General features: G+C 65.3%; 19 protein-coding genes. 11 read left to right on the forward strand and 8 right to left on the reverse strand.

Annotated elements, in window-relative coordinates; translation table 11 throughout:
• Positions 1 to 26: 26 nt before the first annotated feature.
• Positions 27 to 632, forward strand: coding sequence for a TIGR00730 family Rossman fold protein (locus tag Q8P46_15740; GenBank protein MDP2621598.1), 606 nt, complete (start codon positions 27 to 29; stop codon positions 630 to 632).
• Here Q8P46_15740 and cimA read toward each other — a convergent pair.
• From cimA to cysS, 5 genes are all read right to left on the reverse strand, one after another.
• Entirely contained in the window at positions 596 to 2197 is a 1602-nt protein-coding gene (gene cimA / locus Q8P46_15745) for a citramalate synthase (GenBank protein ID MDP2621599.1), read from the reverse strand. The genes Q8P46_15740 and cimA overlap by 37 nt on opposite strands.
• Positions 2194 to 2691, reverse strand: a complete 498-nt coding sequence (locus tag Q8P46_15750; GenBank protein MDP2621600.1) for a GFA family protein — start codon at positions 2689 to 2691, stop codon at positions 2194 to 2196. The genes cimA and Q8P46_15750 overlap by 4 nt, the downstream gene beginning before the upstream one ends.
• Before the next feature lie 31 nt (positions 2692 to 2722).
• Positions 2723 to 3121 (reverse strand): VOC family protein, encoded by a 399-nt coding sequence (locus Q8P46_15755; GenBank protein ID MDP2621601.1) that lies wholly within the window; start codon positions 3119 to 3121, stop codon positions 2723 to 2725.
• Positions 3118 to 3543, reverse strand: coding sequence for a DUF559 domain-containing protein (locus Q8P46_15760; protein ID MDP2621602.1), 426 nt, complete (start codon positions 3541 to 3543; stop codon positions 3118 to 3120). The genes Q8P46_15755 and Q8P46_15760 overlap by 4 nt, the downstream gene beginning before the upstream one ends.
• A gap of 149 nt (positions 3544 to 3692) precedes the next feature.
• On the reverse strand, positions 3693 to 5138 hold the full coding sequence (cysS, locus tag Q8P46_15765; GenBank protein MDP2621603.1) for a cysteine--tRNA ligase: 1446 nt from the start codon (positions 5136 to 5138) through the stop codon (positions 3693 to 3695).
• Between the two features lie 720 nt (positions 5139 to 5858).
• On the opposite strand from cysS, the gene Q8P46_15770 reads away from it, so the two are divergent.
• The 7 genes from Q8P46_15770 to msrB all read left to right on the forward strand — a co-directional run bounded on the left by Q8P46_15770 (position 5859) and on the right by msrB (position 12526).
• Positions 5859 to 7133, forward strand: a complete 1275-nt coding sequence (locus Q8P46_15770) for an amino acid ABC transporter substrate-binding protein (GenBank protein ID MDP2621604.1) — start codon at positions 5859 to 5861, stop codon at positions 7131 to 7133.
• A 72-nt stretch (positions 7134 to 7205) separates the two neighbouring features.
• Positions 7206 to 7946, forward strand: a complete 741-nt coding sequence (locus Q8P46_15775) for an ABC transporter ATP-binding protein (GenBank protein ID MDP2621605.1) — start codon at positions 7206 to 7208, stop codon at positions 7944 to 7946.
• The gene (locus Q8P46_15780) at positions 7946 to 8686 is read left to right on the forward strand and encodes an ABC transporter ATP-binding protein (protein ID MDP2621606.1); all 741 of its coding nucleotides are present in this window, start codon (positions 7946 to 7948) and stop codon (positions 8684 to 8686) included. The genes Q8P46_15775 and Q8P46_15780 overlap by 1 nt, the downstream gene beginning before the upstream one ends.
• Entirely contained in the window at positions 8683 to 9558 is an 876-nt protein-coding gene (locus tag Q8P46_15785) for a branched-chain amino acid ABC transporter permease (protein ID MDP2621607.1), read from the forward strand. The genes Q8P46_15780 and Q8P46_15785 overlap by 4 nt, the downstream gene beginning before the upstream one ends.
• Positions 9559 to 9560: 2 nt before the next feature.
• Entirely contained in the window at positions 9561 to 10568 is a 1008-nt protein-coding gene (locus tag Q8P46_15790) for a branched-chain amino acid ABC transporter permease (GenBank protein ID MDP2621608.1), read from the forward strand.
• Positions 10569 to 11225: 657 nt separating this feature from the next.
• Complete coding sequence (locus Q8P46_15795; GenBank protein MDP2621609.1) at positions 11226 to 11516, forward strand: GYD domain-containing protein; 291 nt, start codon at positions 11226 to 11228, stop codon at positions 11514 to 11516.
• A gap of 521 nt (positions 11517 to 12037) precedes the next feature.
• Positions 12038 to 12526, forward strand: a complete 489-nt coding sequence (msrB, locus tag Q8P46_15800; protein ID MDP2621610.1) for a peptide-methionine (R)-S-oxide reductase MsrB — start codon at positions 12038 to 12040, stop codon at positions 12524 to 12526.
• Positions 12527 to 12670: 144 nt separating this feature from the next.
• Here msrB and ettA read toward each other — a convergent pair whose 3' ends face one another.
• The 3 genes from ettA to Q8P46_15815 form a co-directional block, all read right to left on the reverse strand.
• Positions 12671 to 14323, reverse strand: a complete 1653-nt coding sequence (gene ettA, locus Q8P46_15805) for an energy-dependent translational throttle protein EttA (GenBank protein ID MDP2621611.1) — start codon at positions 14321 to 14323, stop codon at positions 12671 to 12673.
• Between the two features lie 85 nt (positions 14324 to 14408).
• Positions 14409 to 16067: a pentapeptide repeat-containing protein gene (locus Q8P46_15810; GenBank protein ID MDP2621612.1), complete on the reverse strand. Its 1659-nt coding sequence runs from the start codon at positions 16065 to 16067 to the stop codon at positions 14409 to 14411.
• 102 nt (positions 16068 to 16169) lie between these two features.
• Complete coding sequence (locus Q8P46_15815; GenBank protein MDP2621613.1) at positions 16170 to 17330, reverse strand: AI-2E family transporter; 1161 nt, start codon at positions 17328 to 17330, stop codon at positions 16170 to 16172.
• Between the two features lie 197 nt (positions 17331 to 17527).
• On the opposite strand from Q8P46_15815, the gene Q8P46_15820 reads away from it, so the two are divergent.
• The 3 genes from Q8P46_15820 to Q8P46_15830 form a co-directional block, all read left to right on the forward strand.
• Positions 17528 to 17890, forward strand: a complete 363-nt coding sequence (locus tag Q8P46_15820; GenBank protein ID MDP2621614.1) for a hypothetical protein — start codon at positions 17528 to 17530, stop codon at positions 17888 to 17890.
• A 3-nt stretch (positions 17891 to 17893) separates the two neighbouring features.
• Positions 17894 to 18325 (forward strand): LPXTG cell wall anchor domain-containing protein, encoded by a 432-nt coding sequence (locus Q8P46_15825; GenBank protein MDP2621615.1) that lies wholly within the window; start codon positions 17894 to 17896, stop codon positions 18323 to 18325.
• 176 nt (positions 18326 to 18501) lie between these two features.
• Positions 18502 to 19876, forward strand: a 1375-nt coding sequence (locus Q8P46_15830; protein ID MDP2621616.1) for a methyl-accepting chemotaxis protein, incomplete at its 3' end; no start/stop codon positions are given.

Genomic DNA, 19876 nt, shown 5'->3' on the forward strand with positions numbered 1-19876 from the left:
GATTGCTGCCAATGCGAGATGGCTAAATGACCAGAATTCAAGCTGTTTGCGTCTATTGCGGTTCCGGCCTCGGCACCGATCCCGCCTATGCGGAGGCGGCCCGCGGTTTCGGCCGCATTCTCGCGGCCGCGCAGATTCGCCTCGTCTATGGCGGCGGCAGCCTCGGGCTGATGGGCACCCTCGCCCGGTCGGTGATCGAGCACGGCGGAAAGGTTACCGGCATTATCCCTCAGTTCCTGGTCGCCCGCGAGCGCATGATGCGCGAGGTCGACGAGCTTCTGGTGACCGAGGATATGCATGCGCGAAAACGCGCCATGTTCGACCGCGCCGACGGCTTCGTCGCGCTTCCCGGCGGCCTCGGCACGCTCGAGGAGACCGTCGAGATGCTCACCTGGGCGCAGCTCGGACAGCATGAAAAGCCGGTCGTGCTCGCCAACATTGCCGGCTTCTGGCAGCCGCTGATCGCGCTCATGACCCACATGCGCGCGGAGGCGTTCATCCGCGAAGGGCTGATGGCGCGCTATTTCGTCGCCGAGACGGTCGAGCAGATCGTGCCGACGCTGAAAAAGGCGGCCGCCATCTGCAAGCCGACCGATCAGGGGGCCGGCGCACCCTCCTTTAGCAATTTGTAGGTGATCGAGTCGGTCAGCGCCTGGAACGAGGCATCGACGATATTGGCCGACACGCCGACCGTGAACCAGCGGTCGCCCGAGCCATCGGCGCTCTCGATCAGCACCCGAGTCACCGCGCCGGTGCCGCCATTGAGGATACGCACCTTGAAGTCCACCAGCTCCAGATCGTCGATGTAGCTCTGATATTTGCCGAGGTCCTTTCTGAGCGCGATGTCGAGGGCGTGGACCGGGCCGACCCCCTCGCCCACCGACATCATCGTCTGCCCGTCGACCGCGACCTTGACGGTGGCCTCCGACACGGTGACCAGCTCGCCGAGCGCATTGTGCCGGCGCTCGACCGTGACGCGGAATCTTTCGACCGTGAAATATTGCGGCACCTGGCCGAGGATGCGCCGCGCCAGCATCTCGAACGAGGCCTCCGCCCCCTCATAGGCGTAGCCGATCGCCTCGCGGTTCTTGACCTCCTCGAGCAGGCGACCGACGACGGCGTCGTCCTTGTCGACCTCGATGCCGCGGGCGCGCAACTCGGCGAGGATGTTGGAGCGGCCGGCCTGATCGGAGACGAGCGTCCGCCGCCGGTTGCCGACGATCTCCGGCGCGATGTGCTCGTAGGTCGTGGGGTCCTTCTCGACCGCCGAGACGTGGATGCCGCCCTTGTGCGCGAATGCCGTTTCGCCGACATAGGGCGCGTGGCGGTTCGGCGCCTGGTTGAGCAGTTCGTCGAGAAGCCGCGAGGTCGAGGTCAGCCGGGAAAGCGCGCCCAGGTCGACGCCGGTCGCAAAACGGCTCCTGTAAGGCTCCTTCAACAACAGCGTCGGAATGATCGAGGTCAGGTTGGCGTTGCCGCAGCGCTCGCCGAGGCCGTTGAGCGTGCCCTGGATCTGGCGCACGCCGGCGCGCACCGCGGCGAAGGAATTGGCGACCGCGTTCTCCGTGTCGTTGTGGGTGTGGATGCCGAGATGGTCGCCGGGCACATGCTTGACGACTTCGCCGACAATCGCCTCGACCTCCTCGGGCAGCGCGCCGCCATTGGTGTCGCACAGGACCACCCAGCGGGCGCCTTCTTCGTGGGCCGCCTTGACGCAGGCGAGCGCATAGTCGGGGTTCGCCTTGTAGCCGTCGAAGAAATGCTCGCAATCGATGATCGCCTCGCGGCCCTTGGCGCGGATCGCGGCAACCGATTCGCGAATCGCGGCAAGGTTCTCCTCGTTGCTGACGCCGAGCGCCACGTCGACGTGGAAATCCCAGCTCTTGGCGACCAGACACACCGCCTCGGCATCGGCATCGAGGACCGCGGCAAGGCCCGGATCGTTGGAGGCCGAGCGGCCGGCGCGCTTGGTCATGCCGAAGGCGGTCAGCCGCGCGTGCTTCAGGGCCGGGCGCTGGGCGAAGAACGCGCTGTCGGTCGGGTTGGCGCCGGGATAGCCGCCCTCGACATAGTCGACGCCGAGCGCATCGAGCATTTCGGCGATGATGCGCTTGTCCTCGACGGAGAAATCGACGCCGTTGGTCTGCGCGCCGTCGCGTAGCGTCGTGTCGAACAGGTAGAGGCGTTCCTGGGTCATGTCACTTGTCCGTGGGGCGGCCATTCGGCCGTTTCGTGGTCGGGATGCTGATGGCTGATGATGGTTTTGAGGTAGGCGGCGGCCGCGATCTCGTCTTCGGTGCGCAGCGCCGGCAGCGCCGGCAGGCCGTCGACATAGGGTAGCCTGCCCTCGATGCCGTATTGCATGACCGGGGCAAGCGCCGCCGGATCGTCGAAGGCGCCGATCGCCAGCGCCACGCCATCGGGCGCCTCGTAGGTCAGCGGCGTGCCGCAATCGGCGCAGAAGCCGCGCTTCACATGATTGGAGCTTTGGAACCGTTTCGGTTCGCCGCGCGTCCAGGCAAGCCGCGCGCGGCCGATGCCGACGAGCGGCGCGTAGAAGCCGCCGAACGCCTTCTGGCACATGCGGCAATGGCAGATCGACGGCCGGCCGAGCGTGCCCTCGACCGCGAAGCGCACGGCGCCGCATTGGCAGCCGCCGGTGTAACGGCCGTTTCCGTCCTTGCTCATCATGCGTTTCCCTCGTTTGGCGACACCTGCATGCTCACTCGGGCTCGTGGCAGACCGCCTCGATATTGTTGCCGTCCGGGTCGAGCGCGAAGGCGCCGTAATAGTTCGGGTGATAGTGGGGGCGCAGCCCCGGCGCGCCGTGGTCCTTGCCGCCGGCGGCGAGCGCCGCCTTGTGGAAGGCGCCGACCTCGGCGCGCGTCGCGGCACCGAAGGCGATGTGCTGCGCCGGCGTCTGCCGCCCCTTGGCCGCGAGCCAGAAGAAGGGCTTGCCCGCGGTGCCGAAGCCGACGACATCGGTTGAGCCGGTGACCTCGTCGGAAAACTCCATCATCGGCACAAGGCCGAGCGGCGCCAGCGCGGCGGTGTAGAACGCCTTGGCGCGGGCATAGTCGGAGACGCTCAAAGATATGTGGTCGAGAACATGCCTGGTCATCGCGGTTCCTCGTTCGTGAATCGCTGGCCAGTCGCGCGTGAACCCTCTCCCCTTGCGGGAGAGGGTGGCGAGGCCGCCGGCCGAACCGGGTGAGGGGGTGAATTCGACAGAGCAGTTGAAATCGCCAGTAGAACGCCTTCCAGATTCTCAAGGATCTCGTTGTTCCAGAACCGCAGAGTCCGATAGCCATTCTCGGCGAACCAGCGGTCTCGCCAGCGATCCTTTTCGGCTTCGGCGTGCTGACCACCGTCCGCTTCCACCACGTGGCGTGCCTCGAAACACACAAAGTCACCGATAAAGAGCCCCAACGGGACCTGCCGCCGGAACTTCGCCTGGACAAGCTGCAGATTGCGGCGTGCGCTCCAAAGCTTTGCCTCCGCGTCGGTTGCTTCATGGCGCATTTCCCGGGCATGTGAGACCAGAGGGGAAGCGCTGGCCCCCTCACCCGGCGCCGCTTTATGAGCGGCGCCACCCTCTCCCGCGAGGGGAGAGGGTTTGCTTTTCCCTTCTCCCCTTGCGGGAGAAGGTGCCGAGCGCCCTTGGGCGCGAGGCGGATGAGGGGGTCTTTCGCTCATCGCGCGACCTCCCATTCGGTCTTCATCTCGCCGGTCTCGGGGTCTTTCGAATCCTTGAGCTGGATGCCCATTTCCGCCAGCTCGTCGCGGATGCGGTCGGCCTCGGCCCAGTCCTTGGCGGCGCGGGCCTTGGCGCGGGCGGCGAGCAGGCTGTCGATCAGCGCTCTTTCGATATCGGGGACATGATCGAGCAGGACAGCCTCATTTAGTTCCATGCCAAGGAATTCGGCCGTCGCCACAAGGATCTCTCCGGCACGCTCGTATCCGCCCTCCGCGGACCTTGCCAATGTCTGCATTGTCGCGATCGCCGCGTGCGTGTTCATGTCATCGCACAAAAACCCGAGAATGCCCTCCTGCGGCTCAGGTGTGGATTTCAGGGCGTTCACCAACTGCCAATCCCATTCGCCGAGCGCTTTTTCGATCCGTCCCCACCGCCGCCAGATTCGCTCGGCATCCTCCAAGCGTCCCACTGTGAAGTCGATTGGCTCGCGGTAATGAGTCATGAGCATAGCCAATTTCAACACCGCGCCGGGCCATTTGCGCCCACCGAACTTGTCAGTCTTCAGCAAGTCCCTAATCGTCACGAAATTCCCCAGGCTTTTCGACATTTTCTGGCCCTCGACCTGGAGGTAGCCGTTGTGCAGCCAGTAGCGGGCCATGGTTTCGGTGCCGTGGGCGCAGCGCGACTGAGCGATCTCGTTTTCGTGGTGCGGGAAGACCAGGTCGATGCCGCCGCCATGGATGTCGAACGTCTCGCCGAGCAGGGCTTCCGACATGGCCGAGCATTCGAGGTGCCAGCCGGGCCGGCCGCGGCCCCACGGTGAATCCCAGCCCGGTTGCTCGGGCGTCGACGGCTTCCACAGCACGAAATCCATCGGGTTCTTCTTGTAGGGCGCGACCTCGACGCGGGCGCCGGCGATCATCTCGTCGGTCGAGCGGTTCGACAGCTTGCCGTAGTCGGCGAATTTGGTCACGTCGAACAGCACATGGCCGTCCGCCCGATAGGCGCAGCCGTTTGCGATCAGCCGCTCGATCATGGCGATCATCTCGCCGATGTGCTGCGTCGCGCGCGGCTCGTGGGTCGGCTCAAGGCAGCCGAGCGCCGCCACGTCCTCGTGGAACTGCTTCGTCGTGCGTCGGGTGATCTCGTCGACGGAAGTCCCCTCCTCCGCCGCCCGGGCGATGATCTTGTCGTCGACGTCGGTGATATTGCGAACGTAGGTGACTTTGGTCTCGCCATAGAGGTGCCGCAAGAGGCGGAACAGCACGTCGAAGACGATGATCGGCCGCGCATTGCCGATATGGGCGAAGTCGTAGACCGTCGGCCCGCACACATACATGCGCACATTGGCGGGATCGAGCGGAACGAATTCCTGCTTTGCCCGCGTCAACGTGTTGTAGAGCCTCAGCCCCCTGAAGCCCGGCCCGGCGTCCTTCGCCATAAATCATCCCCTCGGCCTGCTGGCCGGGGCGTTCGTGCTCGGATTTCGGAAACTAAGGAGGAACGACCGCAGCCAGCCTGTGTGCTAGCGGCTAATGATAATCGCGCAGATGCTAATGGCGCGTTGCGCCGACGTCGTTCTCATGAGGCCGGACAATGCGCTTAAAACGCCGGTCCCGTCAAGCATCCATCTCCGATTCGGGGACATCGCCTACCGCGGTTCCGGCCGGCCAAACCTGAACGCCAGATGAACGGGCGCTTCAGCATCGGTTCAAGGCCGTTCGGCCACGATCGCGGCCATGGAACAGACGAATTCGGCACGCTCCACCCGGACCGCGGCCGCCGTCCCCCGCCCGCGTCGCGCCGCTTTCCTCCCCCGGCGCGCCCGCCGGCCCGCGGTCCGGGTGAGTTTTCCGCCGCCAAGCGGCTGATCTCATTCGCGCCGGCAACATACCCGCCCCCGGATCGCCGGTGTGATGTGCAGGCCCGGTTCCTCGCGGAACCGGGCCCTTTTTCGCTTTGAAGCCGAACCAAATGCCCGAATTCGCCGACCCGCGGGCGAGCGTACCCGCATGATCGAATATGGTATTGCGTTTTCGCCGCCCCTTGCAGAGAATGAAAAGCGGGCAGGTTCGCCTTCACGCGTCCGAAGGCGATAATCCACACAATAATCAATGTCGGCCCGCTTGAGGCCGATGATTCACGAAGGGATGGAAAGCTCATGAAACAAATTCTCAAGTTAATGGCCGTGGGAGCGGCGATGCTCGCGATCCCGGTATCGGCTCAGGCCGAGCAGGTGGTCTTCGGCGCCTCGCTGCCGATCACCGGCGGCCTCGCCATCAATGGCCAGAAGCACAAGGACGGCTACGAGCTGTGCGTCGAGCTCGTCAACAAGTCCGGCGGGCTGCTCGGCGAACCGGTCAAGCTCATCGTTTCCGACAACCAGTCGGTCAACGAAACCGCGCAGGCGCAGTTCGAACGCTTGATCAACGAGGACAAGGTGAGCGTGCTGCTCGGCACCTTCTCGAGCCGCATCACCTTCCCGACGACGTCGATCGCCGAGCAGAACAAGATGGTCTACCCGGTTCCCTCGGGCGTGGCGCTGCAGATTTACGAGCGCGGTTACAAATACATCTTCAACTTCCAGCCCAACGCCGCCGAATATCTCGGCAAATCCTATGGCACTCTGATGAAGGAGCTGGTCAAGCCCGACCAGATGCCGAAGAAGGCGGCGGTGGTTTATGCCGACGACTTCTATGCCAACGCCGCGGTCGCCGGCCTCATCGGCTCCAAGCGCACGATCGCCGGCACCGACAAGGTCATCGATCTGGCGCCCGGCGCTCTTGCCGATTCGGGCATCGAGGTGGTGTTCGAGCAGCAGTGGCCGGAAGAGGGCTTCTCTGACTGGATTACGCTCGCCAACTCCGTCAAGGGCAGCGGCGCCGACATGGTCGTCGGCTTCACCGCCTCCCCGGACGAGGCGATCCAGCTGGTGCGCGCCTTCAAGACCATCGACTATCAGCCGACCGCCGTCATTATGGGTCAGGGCACGCAGGCCGAGTTCCATGACCAGCTGGCTGATGCCGCCAACGGCGTGATGATCCATTCCGCCTGGCACCCGGCGGTCGAGTGGGTCGGCACGATCGGCGGCAAGGATTTCTCCAACCAGGACTTCATTCGCGAGTTCAAGGCGAAATTCGGCAGCGAGCCGGACGAGGACAATGCGATCCCCTTTGCGACCTGCCAGGGCATGGTCGAGGCGGTCGCCGGGGCCAACTCGACCGACAATCAGGTGCTGCGCGACTGGCTTGCCTCGCGGACCAAGGATGAGCCCGTAAAGACGATCCTCGGCAACTTCCATTGGGACGAGAAGGGCCTGCCGCTCGACAAGTCGTTCCTCATCACCCAATGGCAGAATGGCGAACTGAAATTCGTCTATCCGCTCGGCGAGTTCCCGGGCACGGCCGATCTGATCTGGCCGAAGCCGAAATGGTAATCGCGCAACTCTAGCGCGCCAAGAGACGGAGGCCCGGCCCACTGCCGGGCCTCTCAGCAAGAACGGCGGGGCTTGAACTTGCCTCTTCTGGAAATTTGCGACGCGGCCAAGTCCTTCGGCGGCATCAAGGCGGTCGACGCCTGCTCCTTCTCTGTCGAGCAGGGCAGCATCACCGCGTTGATCGGCCCCAACGGCGCCGGCAAGACGACCGTGTTCAACATGATCAACGGGCTGCACCGCTGCGACGCCGGCGCCATTCTGTTCGAGGGCAAGCGCATCGAACGGCTGCAGCCGCATCAGATCACCCGCCGCGGCATCAGCCGGACGTTCCAGGTCAGCCGCCAGCTCGGCGACCTGACGGTGCTCGAAAACCTCGTCGTCCAGTCGCCGGCCAGGGGCCTTGGCGGCCTGATCGGGCAGAGCATCCTCGGCGAGGAGCGCGAGCGCGGCATGGAGCTGCTCGAATTCGTCGGCATCGCGGAACTTGCCGACGAGCCGGCGGCGAAGCTTTCATACGGCCAGAAGAAGCTGATGGATCTGGCCGCCGGCATGATGGCCGATCCCCGCTTGTTCCTGCTCGACGAGCCGGCCGGCGGCATCAACCCGGCGCTGCTCGAGCTCATCATCGACCGCGTCGAGCGGCTGCGCAAACAGGGCGTCACTTTCCTCATCGTCGAGCACAATATGGACATGGTCATGAATGTCTGCGATCCGGTCATCGTCATGGCCTACGGCAAGGTGCTGGCCGAGGGTCCGCCGGCCAAGATCCAGGCCGATCCGCTGGTGCTCGAAGCCTATCTGGGGGTCGCCTGATGGCAGTCCTCACAATCGAAAACGTCGTTGCCGGCTACGGCATCGGCCCCGACATCCTCACCGGCCTTTCGCTCAGCGTCGAGGCCGACAAGAGCTACTGCATCGTCGGCCCCAACGGCGCCGGCAAGTCGACCCTGCTCAAGGTCATCTGCGGCCTCCTGCCGACGCGAAGCGGCCAGGTCGTCTTCGACGGCGCGACGCTGAACGGGCAGCGGGCCGACCAGATTCTGCATCGCGGCATTTGCTTCGTGCCCCAGGACCGTAGCCTGTTTCCCGACATGACGGTGCGCGAAAACCTGCGCATGGGCGGCTATATTCTCAAGAACTGGGCCGAGGTCGACGCGCGCGTCGACGCGATGTTCGAGCTGTTCCCGATCCTCAAGGAGCGCAGCAGCCAGCCCGCCAAGACGCTGTCCGGCGGGCAGCAGCAGATGCTGCTCCTCGGCCGGGCGCTGGTTCTCAGGCCGAAAATCATCATGCTCGACGAGCCGTCGCTGGGACTGGCGCCGAAGGTATCGCGGCAGATCTACGACTCCATGGAGCGCCTCAAGGCGGCCGGCATCACCCTGATCGTGGTCGAGCAGAACGCGCGCCTCGGCCTGAAGTTCGCCGACTGGGGCTGCGTCCTCGATCTCGGCAAGCTGGTGTTCGAGGGCCCGTCGCAAACGGTCCTCGACGACCCGCGCATCGAGGAACTGTATCTCGGCCGCCGCCGACCGCGCACGGGGAACGGCACGTGATCCACAACATCCAGATCGCCATCCTCGGTCTGGTGCTCGGCGGCGTCTATGCGCTGATGGCCTCCGGCCTGACTCTGATCTTCGGCGTCATGGGCATCGTCAATCTCGGCCACGCCTCCTTCATGGTCATGGCGGCCTTCATCTCCTTCTTCGCCTTCAAGGGCCTTGGGCTCGACCCGATCTTATCCATCGTCATCACCATGCCGGCCATGTTCCTGGTCGGCGTTATCGTCTACCGGATTCTGTTCGCCCATGCGATCGCCGATCCCCACAAGCGCGCGGTGACGGTTCTCGTCACGTTCGCGCTGGCGCTCGTCGTCGAGGGCATGCTCGGCTACCTGTTTTCCAACATCTACCGCTCGACCAACCCCTCCTACGCGTCGGAGGCAATCCTCTTCGGGCCCTTCTACATTCCCGAGGGGCAGTTCTACGCGATGCTGCTCTCCATGGTCATCCTCATCGGGCTGTGGGCGTTTCTGCAATATACCCGTACCGGCTACGCTATCCGCGCGACCACCCACAACCGCACCGCTGCCGAGGTGGTCGGCGTCAATGTCGACCGCATCTCGATGCTGGTCTTCGGCATCGGCATGGCGCTCGCCGGCGCCTCGGGCTCGCTGCTCTCCTACCTTTTTTCATTTTATCCGAGCAAACATTGGGAGTGGGTGGCGATCCTGTTGTCCCTGGTCGTGCTCGGCGGCATGGGCAGCCTGCTCGGCGCGCTCATCGGCGCGCTCGTGCTGTCGGTCATCGCGGCGTTCGTTTCCTCCAGTTTCGGGCCGACCTGGTCGCCGGTCACCTTCTATCTCGCCTTGTTCGTGATCCTGCTGGTGCGCCCGCAAGGGCTCCTCGGCAAAAGGTCGGAGCTTTGAGAATGTCGTCGCTGGCCGGAAACCTCGCAACGGGCAGCGCCGCCGCCGCGGCCGGCCCCAAGCGCGCCTTCATCTCGGCCCTGGTGATCGCGGCCGCGCTCTTCCCGCTGGTCCACATCGCCGTCGGCGGGCTGAACTACTGGCTGCACATGGCGCTGTTCCTGTTCATGAACGTCGCCATCGCCTCGAGCTGGAACATCATCGGCGGCTATGCCGGCTATATCTCGCTCGGCCATAACGTGTTTTTCGCCATCGGCGGATACGCGGCCGCGATCCTGTTCGCCTATTTCGGCATATCGCCGTTTATCGCCTTCCCGCTGTGCGGCCTGATCGCCATGGCCATCGGCTTTCTGGTCGGCACGATTACGCTGAGGGCCCGCGGGCCGACCTTCATCATCTCGACCATCGCGCTGGTGCTGCTGACCAAGATCCTGCTCGACAATTGGGACTATATCGGCGGCACCAACGGTATCAGCCTGGAACTGCTCGATCTGCCGGTCGCGCTGGTCAAGCTGCCCTTCTATTACGCCATGCTGGCGCTGGCCATCGGCGCGGTGTGGCTTTCCATGCGCATCCGCCGGTCGAAGTTCGGGCTCGGCCTGCGGGCCATCTCGCAGGATGAGACCAAGGCGGAAGTGGCCGGAATTCCAATACGTTTTTACAAGATCCTCGCCTTTGCCCTGAGCGGCCTGTTCATCGGCATGGCCGGCGCCCTTTGGGGCTACTATCTCACCTATCTGAGCCCGGTCATCTTCCTGAGCATCCTGGTCGGGGCCAAGTTCGTGCTGATGACCATTCTCGGCGGCCGCGGAACGGTGTCCGGTCCCGTGGTCGGTGCCTTCGTCTTCATCGCCGCCAACGAGTTCTTCGTCTCCCAACTCGGCGCCACCGAGCTCAACATCGTGGCCACCGGCACGGCGCTTATCCTGGTGCTGCTGTTCTTCCCCGAAGGCATCGTCGGCACGCTGAAGAAGAACGGCCGCCTGCCCCGCTTCCTCGACTGGGATTGAGGCCGTCGCCTGGCCGTCGCTCCCCTCTCCCGTCGTTGCCGGGCCCGATCCGGCAATCCATTCCGTTACCGCTCGGCAAGACGAGGGGCCAATGGACTGGGTCACCCGGTTTGACCGGGTGACGACGACCGGGGTGTTGGGGACCCTGCCATACGTCACACTGTCAAAGAGCTTAAAGGGCAAGCTTCGCCGTTGCCGCGATCTGGAAAGATCCGGATTATGGCTTCTTTCTTCGCGCCCGCGTCTTTCGCGTGGGTCTCGCGCGCAGCTCTCTGGCGCTGGAGTCATCGTGCTCCAGGGTCGGGCAAGGCCCGCCCGGGGCGGGGAGCCCGATAAACTCCATTCATCGCCGCGGGCACCGCTCCCCCGCCAACGCTGCCGAACGGACATGCCCCGCCGGTCCCCGGGCGGGGGATGGGTCCGAGTCTAAGGGTGCTCCGAAGAGCGGGGATGACTTTCGGGGGCGATTGGCGGAAAACCGCGAAAAAACGAGTTCGGCTTCGATAATCATGGTTGACGGGAGGTGAAGATGGGGCGCGGGCGCGCCTCGGACGGCGAGGAAAACGGGGGGCACGACACGAAGGCCGGCACGGTGGTAAGCTGGCGGCGGAGCAAGCGATGCTCCGCGCTATTCCGCAAAGCCAAGGGGAGGACGAGATGGCCAAGTATATCGCGCTTGTCAATTGGACGGACCAGGGCATCAAAGGCGTCAAGGAATCGCCGAAACGCGTTGATGCCGCGCGCGGTCTCGCCAAGAAACTGGGCTGCGAGATGAAAGACCTCTATATGACGATCGGACCCTATGACATGGTCGCCATGCTGGAGGCGCCGGACGACGAAGCGGCGGCGAAATTCGCGCTCACGCTGGGGTCGGCGGGCAATGTGCGCACGACCACCTTGAAGGCGTTTTCGGAGGACTCGTTCCGCAAGATCGTCGCCGCCTTGTGAGCCGCGCGCTACCAAATATAGCGGGACCACGGCCGCGGATCAGCCGTGGTCCCTAGGGGCGTTAGATCAGTCGTCCGGCCTCTCGAACGCAATACTCATGCCAACCCTGGCATCGACATGAAGCTCGACGACCCCCGCCCTTTCTGCTCGGACCGCCACCCTTGTGAGGCCACCCTGTCGGAAGGATGATTGCAAGCGATCTTGGCTACATGTGGGCTACAACGGGGCGACTTCGCGTCTGTGGAAACTTTTTTCGTTAGGTCGAAGAATAGTTTAGAATGATTTTTGATTCGGCGGGAACGAGAAGGCGCCATAGCTTTTTGATTTAGAAGCAATTTGCGCGAAAGGCCGGGGCCCGCTTTTCGCGCGCATGCGGCGGGCGCGCCGGGCCGGCCCGGGCGCCGACCCGATCACGATCCGATCAACCGATTGTGTCCCGGCCACGTGCGCCGGCGGGGCGACAATGTGCCCCGGAGCGACCATATTGAGGCTCACGGAAAACCCTTGCGGAGAACATCATGATGACCAGACGCACATTGCTCGGCTCGATCGCCGCCGCCGGCGCCGCCGTCACCGGCGGGCTCTTCGCCGCCGCGTCGAGACCGGAGAGCGCCGAGGCCTTCGAGGTCACCCATACGGAGGCGGAGTGGCGGAAGATTCTCACGCCTGAGCAGTTCGCGGTGCTGCGCCAGGAATCGACCGAGAGGCCGGGCACGAGCCCGCTGCTTGACGAGCACCGCGCGGGCCTCTTCCATTGTGCCGGCTGCGACCTGCCGGTCTATTCCTCGCAGGACAAGTATGACAGCGGGACCGGTTGGCCGAGCTTCACCGCCGCGCTGCCGGACGCCGTCGACACCAACACCGACCGCAAGCTCTTCATCGCCCGCACCGAGGTGCATTGCCGCCGCTGCGGCGGACATTTCGGTCATATCTTCGACGACGGCCCTCCGCCCATCGGCAAGCGCCACTGCCTCAACGGCGTGGCGCTGACCTTCGTGCCGGCGGCGTAAGGGGGGAACGCTCTTCCCCTTTTGTCGTGCCCCGGTTTAACCGGGGCACCCAGTATCCTCCGGATCCAATCTTTGAAGCAGGGGTTACTGGGTTGCCCGATCAAGTCGGGCAACGACTCGGAGTAAGGCCACCAGCGCGGAGAATTACCTGGTCAGCTTCTTGTATTTGATCCGCTTCGGGATCGTGGAATCGACGCCGAGGCGACGCTTCTTGTCCTCCTCGTAGGCCTCGAAATTGCCCTCGAACCATTCGACGTGGCTGTCGCCCTCGAAGGCGAGCATGTGGGTGGCGAGCCGGTCCAGGAACATGCGGTCGTGGGAGATGATGACGGCGCAGCCGGCGAAATCCTCCAGCGCGTCCTCCAGCGCCGACAGGGTCTCGGTGTCGAGGTCGTTGGTCGGCTCGTCGAGCAGCAGCACGTTGGCGCCTGATTTGAGCATCTTGGCGAGATGCACCCGGTTGCGCTCGCCGCCCGACAGCGCGCCCACCTTCTTCTGCTGGTCGCCGCCCTTGAAGTTGAAGGAACTGACGTAAGCCCTTGAATTGACCTCGCGTTTGCCGAGCCGGATCACGTCCTCGCCGGCGGAAATCTCCTCCCAGACGTTGTTTGCGCCGTCGAGCGCGTCGCGCGACTGGTCGACAGAACCGAGATGCACCGTCTCGCCGATGCGGAACGAGCCCTTGTCCGGCTGTTCCTTTCCGGTGATCATGCGGAACAGCGTCGTCTTGCCGGCGCCGTTCGGGCCGATGACGCCGACGATGCCGCCGGGCGGCAGCCTGAACGACAGGTCCTCGATCAGCAGCAACTCGCCGTAGCCCTTTGAGACATGGTCGGCCTCGATGACGACGTCGCCGAGGCGCTCGCCCGGCGGAATGACGATCTGGGCCGAGCCCGGCGCGCGTTCCTCGTTGCGGCGCAAGAGCTCGTCATAGGCCGCGATACGCGCCTTGGACTTGGCCTGTCGCGCGCGCGGGCTTGCCGCGATCCATTCGCGCTCGCGATCAAGCGCGCGCTGGCGCGCCGCCTCCTCGCGGCCCTCCTGGGCGAGACGCTTCGCCTTCTTTTCCAGATAGACGGAATAGTTGCCCTCGTAGGGGATGCCGCGGCCGCGGTCGAGCTCGAGGATCCAGCCGGTCACATGGTCGAGGAAATAGCGGTCGTGGGTGACGATCAGGATGGCGCCGGGATAGGCGACAAGATGGCCTTCGAGCCAGGCGACGGATTCCGCGTCGAGATGGTTGGTCGGCTCGTCGAGAAGCAGCAGGTCCGGCTGCTCCAGAAGCAGCCGGGTCAGCGCCACGCGGCGGCGCTCGCCGCCGGAAAGGATCGCCACCTGAGCGTCCCCCGGCGGGCAACGCAGCGCCTCCATCGCCTGCTCGATCTGGCTGTCCAGGTCCCACAGGCCCTTGGCGTCGATCTCGTCCTGCAGCCTCGACGCCTCTTCCGCCGTCGCGTCGGAATAGTTCATCATCAGCGCGTTGTAGCGGTCGAGCACGGCCTGCCTGGCGGCGACGCCGGCCATGACGTTGCCGCGCACGTCCTGGGTTTCGTCGAGCCGCGGCTCCTGGGGCAGATAGCCGGCGCTCGCGCCTTCGGCGAGCCATGCCTCGCCCTGGAACTCGGTCTCCACGCCAGCCATGATCTTCAGAAGCGTCGACTTGCCGGAGCCGTTCGGCCCGAGGACGCCGATCTTGGCGTCGGGATAGAAGGAAAGATTGATGTTTTCCAGCACCTTGCGCCCGCCGGAATAGGACTTGGTCAGGCCCTGCATGTGATAGATGAACGGACGCGCCATCAATATGCCTCTGAGCGCTGCGGATCGGTGTCGGGAAAGTGGAGCATGTAGTCGCAAGCACAAGCCGATGCAAGCGAGGCGGAGGCTATTCGAACGGCGCGACGCGCACGACGCGGAGGGCCGCCTTGCCGGCAAGGGCGGCGTCGGGCACCTCGACGCCGAGATGGAGATAGACGATATCGATCTCGCGCACCTCCGACTCGGCGACCGGGTCGATGCGATATCGGTCGGCGCGGAACGTGTCCGGCGCCGCGCCCGCCGCGAGGCGCTCGAGCCAATCCGCGCCGATGACGATGGCGCCGTTAAAGTCGACCGATCTGAGATCGGCGCCGGAGAAGTCATTGTCGAGCAGCACGGCGTTGCGGAAAGTCGCCCCGGCCAGCATGGCGCCGCGGAAGGACGCGTTGTAAACGAGCGCGCCGTCGAAACGGGCGAAGTTCGCCTGCGTTTCTTTGAACGGGCTGTTGACGATCACGGCCTGCGAGAAATCCGCGCCGCCGGCAAGCGTCGGATAGGGCTCCGCCGTCTTCTTGAAGGGCTCCTCGGCCCGATCGCCGGGCAGTGTCGAAAACACCGTGTCGCGCAGGATCGCCGAGCGAAACGAGGCGCGGTTGACGAGCGCCCCGCCGAAATCGCCTGAGACGATGGTGGCGCCGGAGAAGTCCGCATATTCCAGTCTGGCGTGGCGCAACGACGCCAGCGCGAGTGTCAGGTCGCTGAGCACGGCATAGGAGAAGTCCGCGCCCTGGAAGCTGAGCGCCGCGGTCTTGATAATGCCGGAAAACAGCAGGAGCCGCAGGATCTGGCCGCGCTCGGGGCTCGAAATCTGCTCGGTCAGGCGCGTGGCCGTCGACGGCGGCGGCCGTTCGGCGAACTGTTCGGTGAGCGCCGGCAGATCCGGCCGGCCGCGCGCCGCCTCTTGCAGCGGGTCTTCGCGCGACCGGTCGATCACCCGGTAGGGCCGGGCTGCGAAGGCGGCGGCGACGATCCGTGCTTGAAGGCCGTGCGGCAAGTCGCCGGCGTCCAAAATCGGCGAGCGGCCGATATTCGGATCGACGGGAAGCTGCTCCAGCCCGTCGGCAATGCGCGAAATCTCCGGGATCAGCGAGGCCGCGCGCTCCGCGTCGGCAAGCTCGGTCTGGGCGATCAGCAGCCGCGTCTGCTCGTCGATGCGCTGGGTCTGCTCGCCGATCAGCCGGTTCTGCTCGTCGAGGCGCCCGGTCTGCTGGCCGATCAGTTCGTTCTGGCGGAACAGCAGCGCCGAGCCGGCGAGCGCCGCCATCGCTGCGATCAGCGCGGTGATCGAGGCGAGAATCCAGCGCCGTGTCGCGATCCAGGTCCAGCGCGCCAGCGCCAGCTCGACGAAGCGGCGCGCGGCGACCGCAGCCTCGTTGGGGTGCTTTGCCGCGACATGGCGGGCGGCATCCGCGAGCGGACCCGCAAAATGCTGCAATTGGACCTCCGAGATGCGGAACAGCGCTTCCCAGATGCGCCGTCGATTTAGGGCGATGAGCGCTCCGATGCCGGCGATCACGATCAAGGCGGCGAACACCAGGGCGGCGAGCAGATCGGCGTTGGCGGCGAGATAGCCGGCGCCGGCTATGGCCAGGGGGAATCCGACCAACAGGCCGAGCACGAACATCAGGAAGCCGGTGCCGGCGGAATAGGACCGCGCAAGGGTCACCGCTTCGGTGTGCCGCTCGGCCGCCGCGCCGGTCTCTTCCGGCGCCGTCTCGTCGCTCATCCCCCGCCCCCGGTGACGTGAACTCCGGGAAACTTAGCGAAAAGGCCCGCGCCCGGCAACGCGCGGGCGATGCTGCCCGAGCGGCTGAAAGGCAGGCTATCCCTATTCCGCCAGCTGAACCTTGCGGGTCTTTCTCGGCGCCAGCGATTCGACCGGAACCTCCATGCCGATGCCGACGCCGCGGCGCGGCCGCCGCGCGCGCGGCAGAAGGTGCGTGAGGGCGACGGCGCACAGGATGAGGAAGGGGACGGCCAGAAAGGCGCCGATCGGTCCCCACATGTAGAGCCAGAAACCCAGGGCGAGAAAGACCAGAAACGGATTGAGCGTGAGGCTGCGGCCGAGCGCGCTCGGCGTCAGCAGCTGGCTTTCGACGATGTTGAGCGCCAGGAAGGCCAGCGGCGGCGCGACGATCTGCGACACCGTGTCGAAGCTGACCAGGGCCACCGCCGCCAGGATCGCACCGAGCATCCAGGGGCCGAGATAGGGAATGAAGTTGAAGACCGCGGCGAGCGCGCCCCAGAATGCCGGTGTCGGCATGTCGAGCATCCACATCGCCAGTCCCGTGGCGATGCCGAGACCGACATTGACGACGGAGATGGTGAGCAGATACCGGGAAATGCTCTTTTCCGTGTCGCGCATGATGCGAGCGGCGCGCAGCTTCACCGCCCGGTCGACGCACAGCGACAGGAGGCCTAAGCGTAGCCGCTGCCGCGTCGCGACATAGAAATAGAGCGAGCCGGTGAACAGGACGATCTGGCCGATGGCCGGCGGCGCGATCTTGAGCACGCTTTCCACCATGCCGCCCTCCGTCACCGCGACCTGCTGGGCCGCCGAGCGGCCGTCGGTCGCAGCTTCCTGAAGCCGCTCCTCGACCTCGTAGAGGACGGACAGCGACTGTCTGAGCTGCTGCAGCCGGCTGCGCAGCTCGGCGCCGATCTCCGGCGCCCGGGCAAACCATTCGCTGAGGGGGACCATGAACAGCAACGCGGCAAGATAGAAAAGCCCGGCCAGGCCGATAAGCAAGATCGCCGCCACCAGCGCCGGCGGCAGCCCCCAATTCTCCAGACGAGTCAGGATCGGCGTCAGCATTACGCCGATCACCAGCGACAGGGTGACGGGCACGAAAAACGCGCTCCACGCGTCAAGCACGTACAGAAAGGCGGCAAGCCCGAGACCGATGACCGCGAGCTGCGAGGCGCGGGTCCAAAGGCCGGCGTCATCCTCGATGGGCGCGGCTCGGCCGGTGAAGGCGGAACGCCACACTCCCGTCCGCCAGAAGCTTTGCTCTTGACGCTGTATGGAATTGGCGCCGCTCATTCGCTAATCTCATTGTGTTCAGGGCCGTATTTCAACGGCTCAGGCGGGTGGCTTGTTCCCGAAGCGGGAACAATGTTCTGCTGCGTAGGCTGGACCATACGGGTCCTTCGGTCTGTCGGTAACAGTCATCAAAGGAGACAGGAATGGCAAAGAAAGCCACCAGCGGCGGTTCAGCCGCCAAGCCGGCCGCGGCCGGTGCAGGCTCCGAGGCGGCGCTCGATCTCGACGCGGTTTCCGAGCAGTTCGAGGTTCTCAGGCGCGACGTCGCGGCGTTGGTCGAGATGCTCGGCGAGCTTGCCGGCAGCACGGCCCGCGAGGGCCGCGAGACGGTCGAGCGCAGGGCCGACGAATATATTCGCAAGGGCCGCCAGCGGGCGGATGAGGCCGTCTCGCAGGCGCGCGCGCTGGAGGAGGATCTGGAGGCCAAGATCACCGGCAACCCGCTGACAGCCGTCTTCATCGCCCTTGGTCTCGGCTTCCTCATCGGTATGATGTCCCGGCGCTGAAGCATGCTGCGCTTCCTGACGGCGGCCGCACTGGCTATGCGGGTCGCCAATATCCGCGGCCTGATCCGGGCCGCAGCGATCCGCACGGTTCTGGCGGCGATCGGACTGCTTTTCGTCGTCGCGGCGGCAGGCTTCGGCCTGTTCGCGCTCCACATGGCGCTTGCCCCCCGGCTCGGTCCAATCGGCGCCGCCGGAGCCATTGCCGGCGCGCTGCTCCTCGTCGGCCTGATCCTGCTGGCCCTCGCCAGGTGCCCGCCGCGCAAGCCGTCAGCCGGTCTCGAAGGCCAAGTCTCCGCCAGCGTGAAGGAGCAGTATCAGCGCGCCGCCCGGGCGCTCGGCACCGGCGCGCCCTTCACCAATCCGATCATGCTTCTTGCCGGCGCCGCGCTTCTTGCCGGCTATCTCATGGGCCGGCGGCGGAAAAAGCGGGATTGAGGGGAAACGATGAGCGGTCGGGGCGGGCACTCGCCTCCTCAATCGCGATATTCAAAAGCAAAGGCACGACCCCGGCAACGCGCCGGCCCGCGTCGCGTGCGCTGGTTAACTGGACATAAACCCAAGCTGCCTAGTCTCGAAGACCGCAGTCTTCACCTTCCTCGGAGAGCGGTCCCATGTGGTTTCGCAAGGCCGGTTCTGCCGCCGCGGCCGTCGCGCCCGAGGCGGGGTTCTCCGACGTACCGTCCGGCGGTGTTACGTCCGCGCTGGCGGAGTGCGCGGACGAGCCTGCCTGCATGGCCATGGTTAGCACGGCGCTGGAGGCGCTGCAGACCGGTCACTTCTCCGCCGCGCGCGGGATTCCCGGAGCGGCCGGCGAGGCCTTGTCCGCGCTTGCCGATGCGCTCGAGAAATCGGCCCTGGCGATCCTCAAGCGCACCGTCGCCACCTCCTGGCAGGCGGGCGAGACGATCGTCGCCATCGCCAGCATGTCCGACGACCTTAACGGCGTGCGCAACAATGCCGGCACCATTTCGTCCGCCGCCGAGCAATTGTCGATCAACACCCGCAACATCTCCGACATGGGCAACACGGCCGCCGCCGACGCGGCCTCGGCGCGCCGGGTGGCGGAGGAGAGCATCGGTCACGTCGACACCGCCGGTTCGGCGATGAACCAGATCAGCACCGAGGTCCGCAACATGACCGAGCGGCTCAACGTGCTGCAGCGCGCCGTCGAGCAGATCTCGGAGATGACCCAGACCATCGAGGAGATTTCCAGCCAGACCAACCTTCTGGCGCTCAACGCGACGATCGAAGCAGCCCGCGCGGGCGAGGCCGGGCGCGGCTTCGCGGTGGTCGCCAGCGAGGTCAAGGCGCTGTCGCAGCAGACCGCCGACGCGACCGAGCAGATCCGCGACCGCACCAACGCCCTGACCGGCGAAATGGCGGCGATGATGGGCGCCATGCAGAAGAACGCCGAATCGGTCACCGGCGCGGAAAGCGTCGTCGCCGACGTCAGCCAGCGCTTCCACGGCGTCGGCCGCCAGATCGCCGGCGTTTCAGGCCGCATTTCCGAGATGGCAACGACGCTCGAGGAGCAGACGAGCGCGACCGAGGAGATCTCGAAAGCCATCGCCCGCATCGCGGCGGAGGCCGGCCGCAGCCGCAAGGCCGCCGACAATATCGTCAAATACGCGTCGGAAACCGACCGGCTGATCCTCGAGCAGTTCGCCGAGTTGCAGAATCTCGACATCCGCAACGCCCCGCTGGAAGCCGAGAAGACCCATCACATGCGCATCAAGCAGCATCTCGCCGAGATGATGGTCGGCTTCCGCGAACTCGACATGAACCTGGTGCCGGCGGTTTTGGACTGCTCGCTCACCACCTGGAGCAAGGCGCATCTAGCGTCGGAATACCGGAAGACAGATGTCCATCTCGCCATGATCGAGACCCATCGCCGGTTTCACGCCGTCGCCCGCGCGGTGCTCGAGGCAATCGAGAAGAAGGACCGGGCGACGACGCTGGAAAAATACCGCGAGATGGGAGACGTTC

The sequence above is a fragment of the Hyphomicrobiales bacterium genome, assembly GCA_030688605.1.
Taxonomy (GTDB): domain Bacteria; phylum Pseudomonadota; class Alphaproteobacteria; order Rhizobiales; family NORP267; genus JAUYJB01.

Coding starts and splice junctions, on each gene's coding strand:
- Q8P46_15790 (MDP2621608.1), top strand. CDS start 9,561: ATGTCGTCGCTGGCCGGAAACCTCGCAACGGGCAGCGCCGCCGCCGCG.
- Q8P46_15795 (MDP2621609.1), top strand. CDS start 11,226: ATGGCCAAGTATATCGCGCTTGTCAATTGGACGGACCAGGGCATCAAA.
- Q8P46_15820 (MDP2621614.1), top strand. CDS start 17,528: ATGGCAAAGAAAGCCACCAGCGGCGGTTCAGCCGCCAAGCCGGCCGCG.
- Q8P46_15780 (MDP2621606.1), top strand. CDS start 7,946: ATGGCAGTCCTCACAATCGAAAACGTCGTTGCCGGCTACGGCATCGGC.
- ettA (MDP2621611.1), bottom strand. CDS start 14,323: ATGGCGCGTCCGTTCATCTATCACATGCAGGGCCTGACCAAGTCCTAT.
- Q8P46_15740 (MDP2621598.1), top strand. CDS start 27: ATGACCAGAATTCAAGCTGTTTGCGTCTATTGCGGTTCCGGCCTCGGC.
- Q8P46_15825 (MDP2621615.1), top strand. CDS start 17,894: ATGCTGCGCTTCCTGACGGCGGCCGCACTGGCTATGCGGGTCGCCAAT.
- cysS (MDP2621603.1), bottom strand. CDS start 5,138: ATGGCGAAGGACGCCGGGCCGGGCTTCAGGGGGCTGAGGCTCTACAAC.
- cimA (MDP2621599.1), bottom strand. CDS start 2,197: ATGACCCAGGAACGCCTCTACCTGTTCGACACGACGCTACGCGACGGC.
- Q8P46_15810 (MDP2621612.1), bottom strand. CDS start 16,067: ATGAGCGACGAGACGGCGCCGGAAGAGACCGGCGCGGCGGCCGAGCGG.
- Q8P46_15755 (MDP2621601.1), bottom strand. CDS start 3,121: ATGACCAGGCATGTTCTCGACCACATATCTTTGAGCGTCTCCGACTAT.
- Q8P46_15770 (MDP2621604.1), top strand. CDS start 5,859: ATGAAACAAATTCTCAAGTTAATGGCCGTGGGAGCGGCGATGCTCGCG.
- msrB (MDP2621610.1), top strand. CDS start 12,038: ATGACCAGACGCACATTGCTCGGCTCGATCGCCGCCGCCGGCGCCGCC.
- Q8P46_15750 (MDP2621600.1), bottom strand. CDS start 2,691: ATGATGAGCAAGGACGGAAACGGCCGTTACACCGGCGGCTGCCAATGC.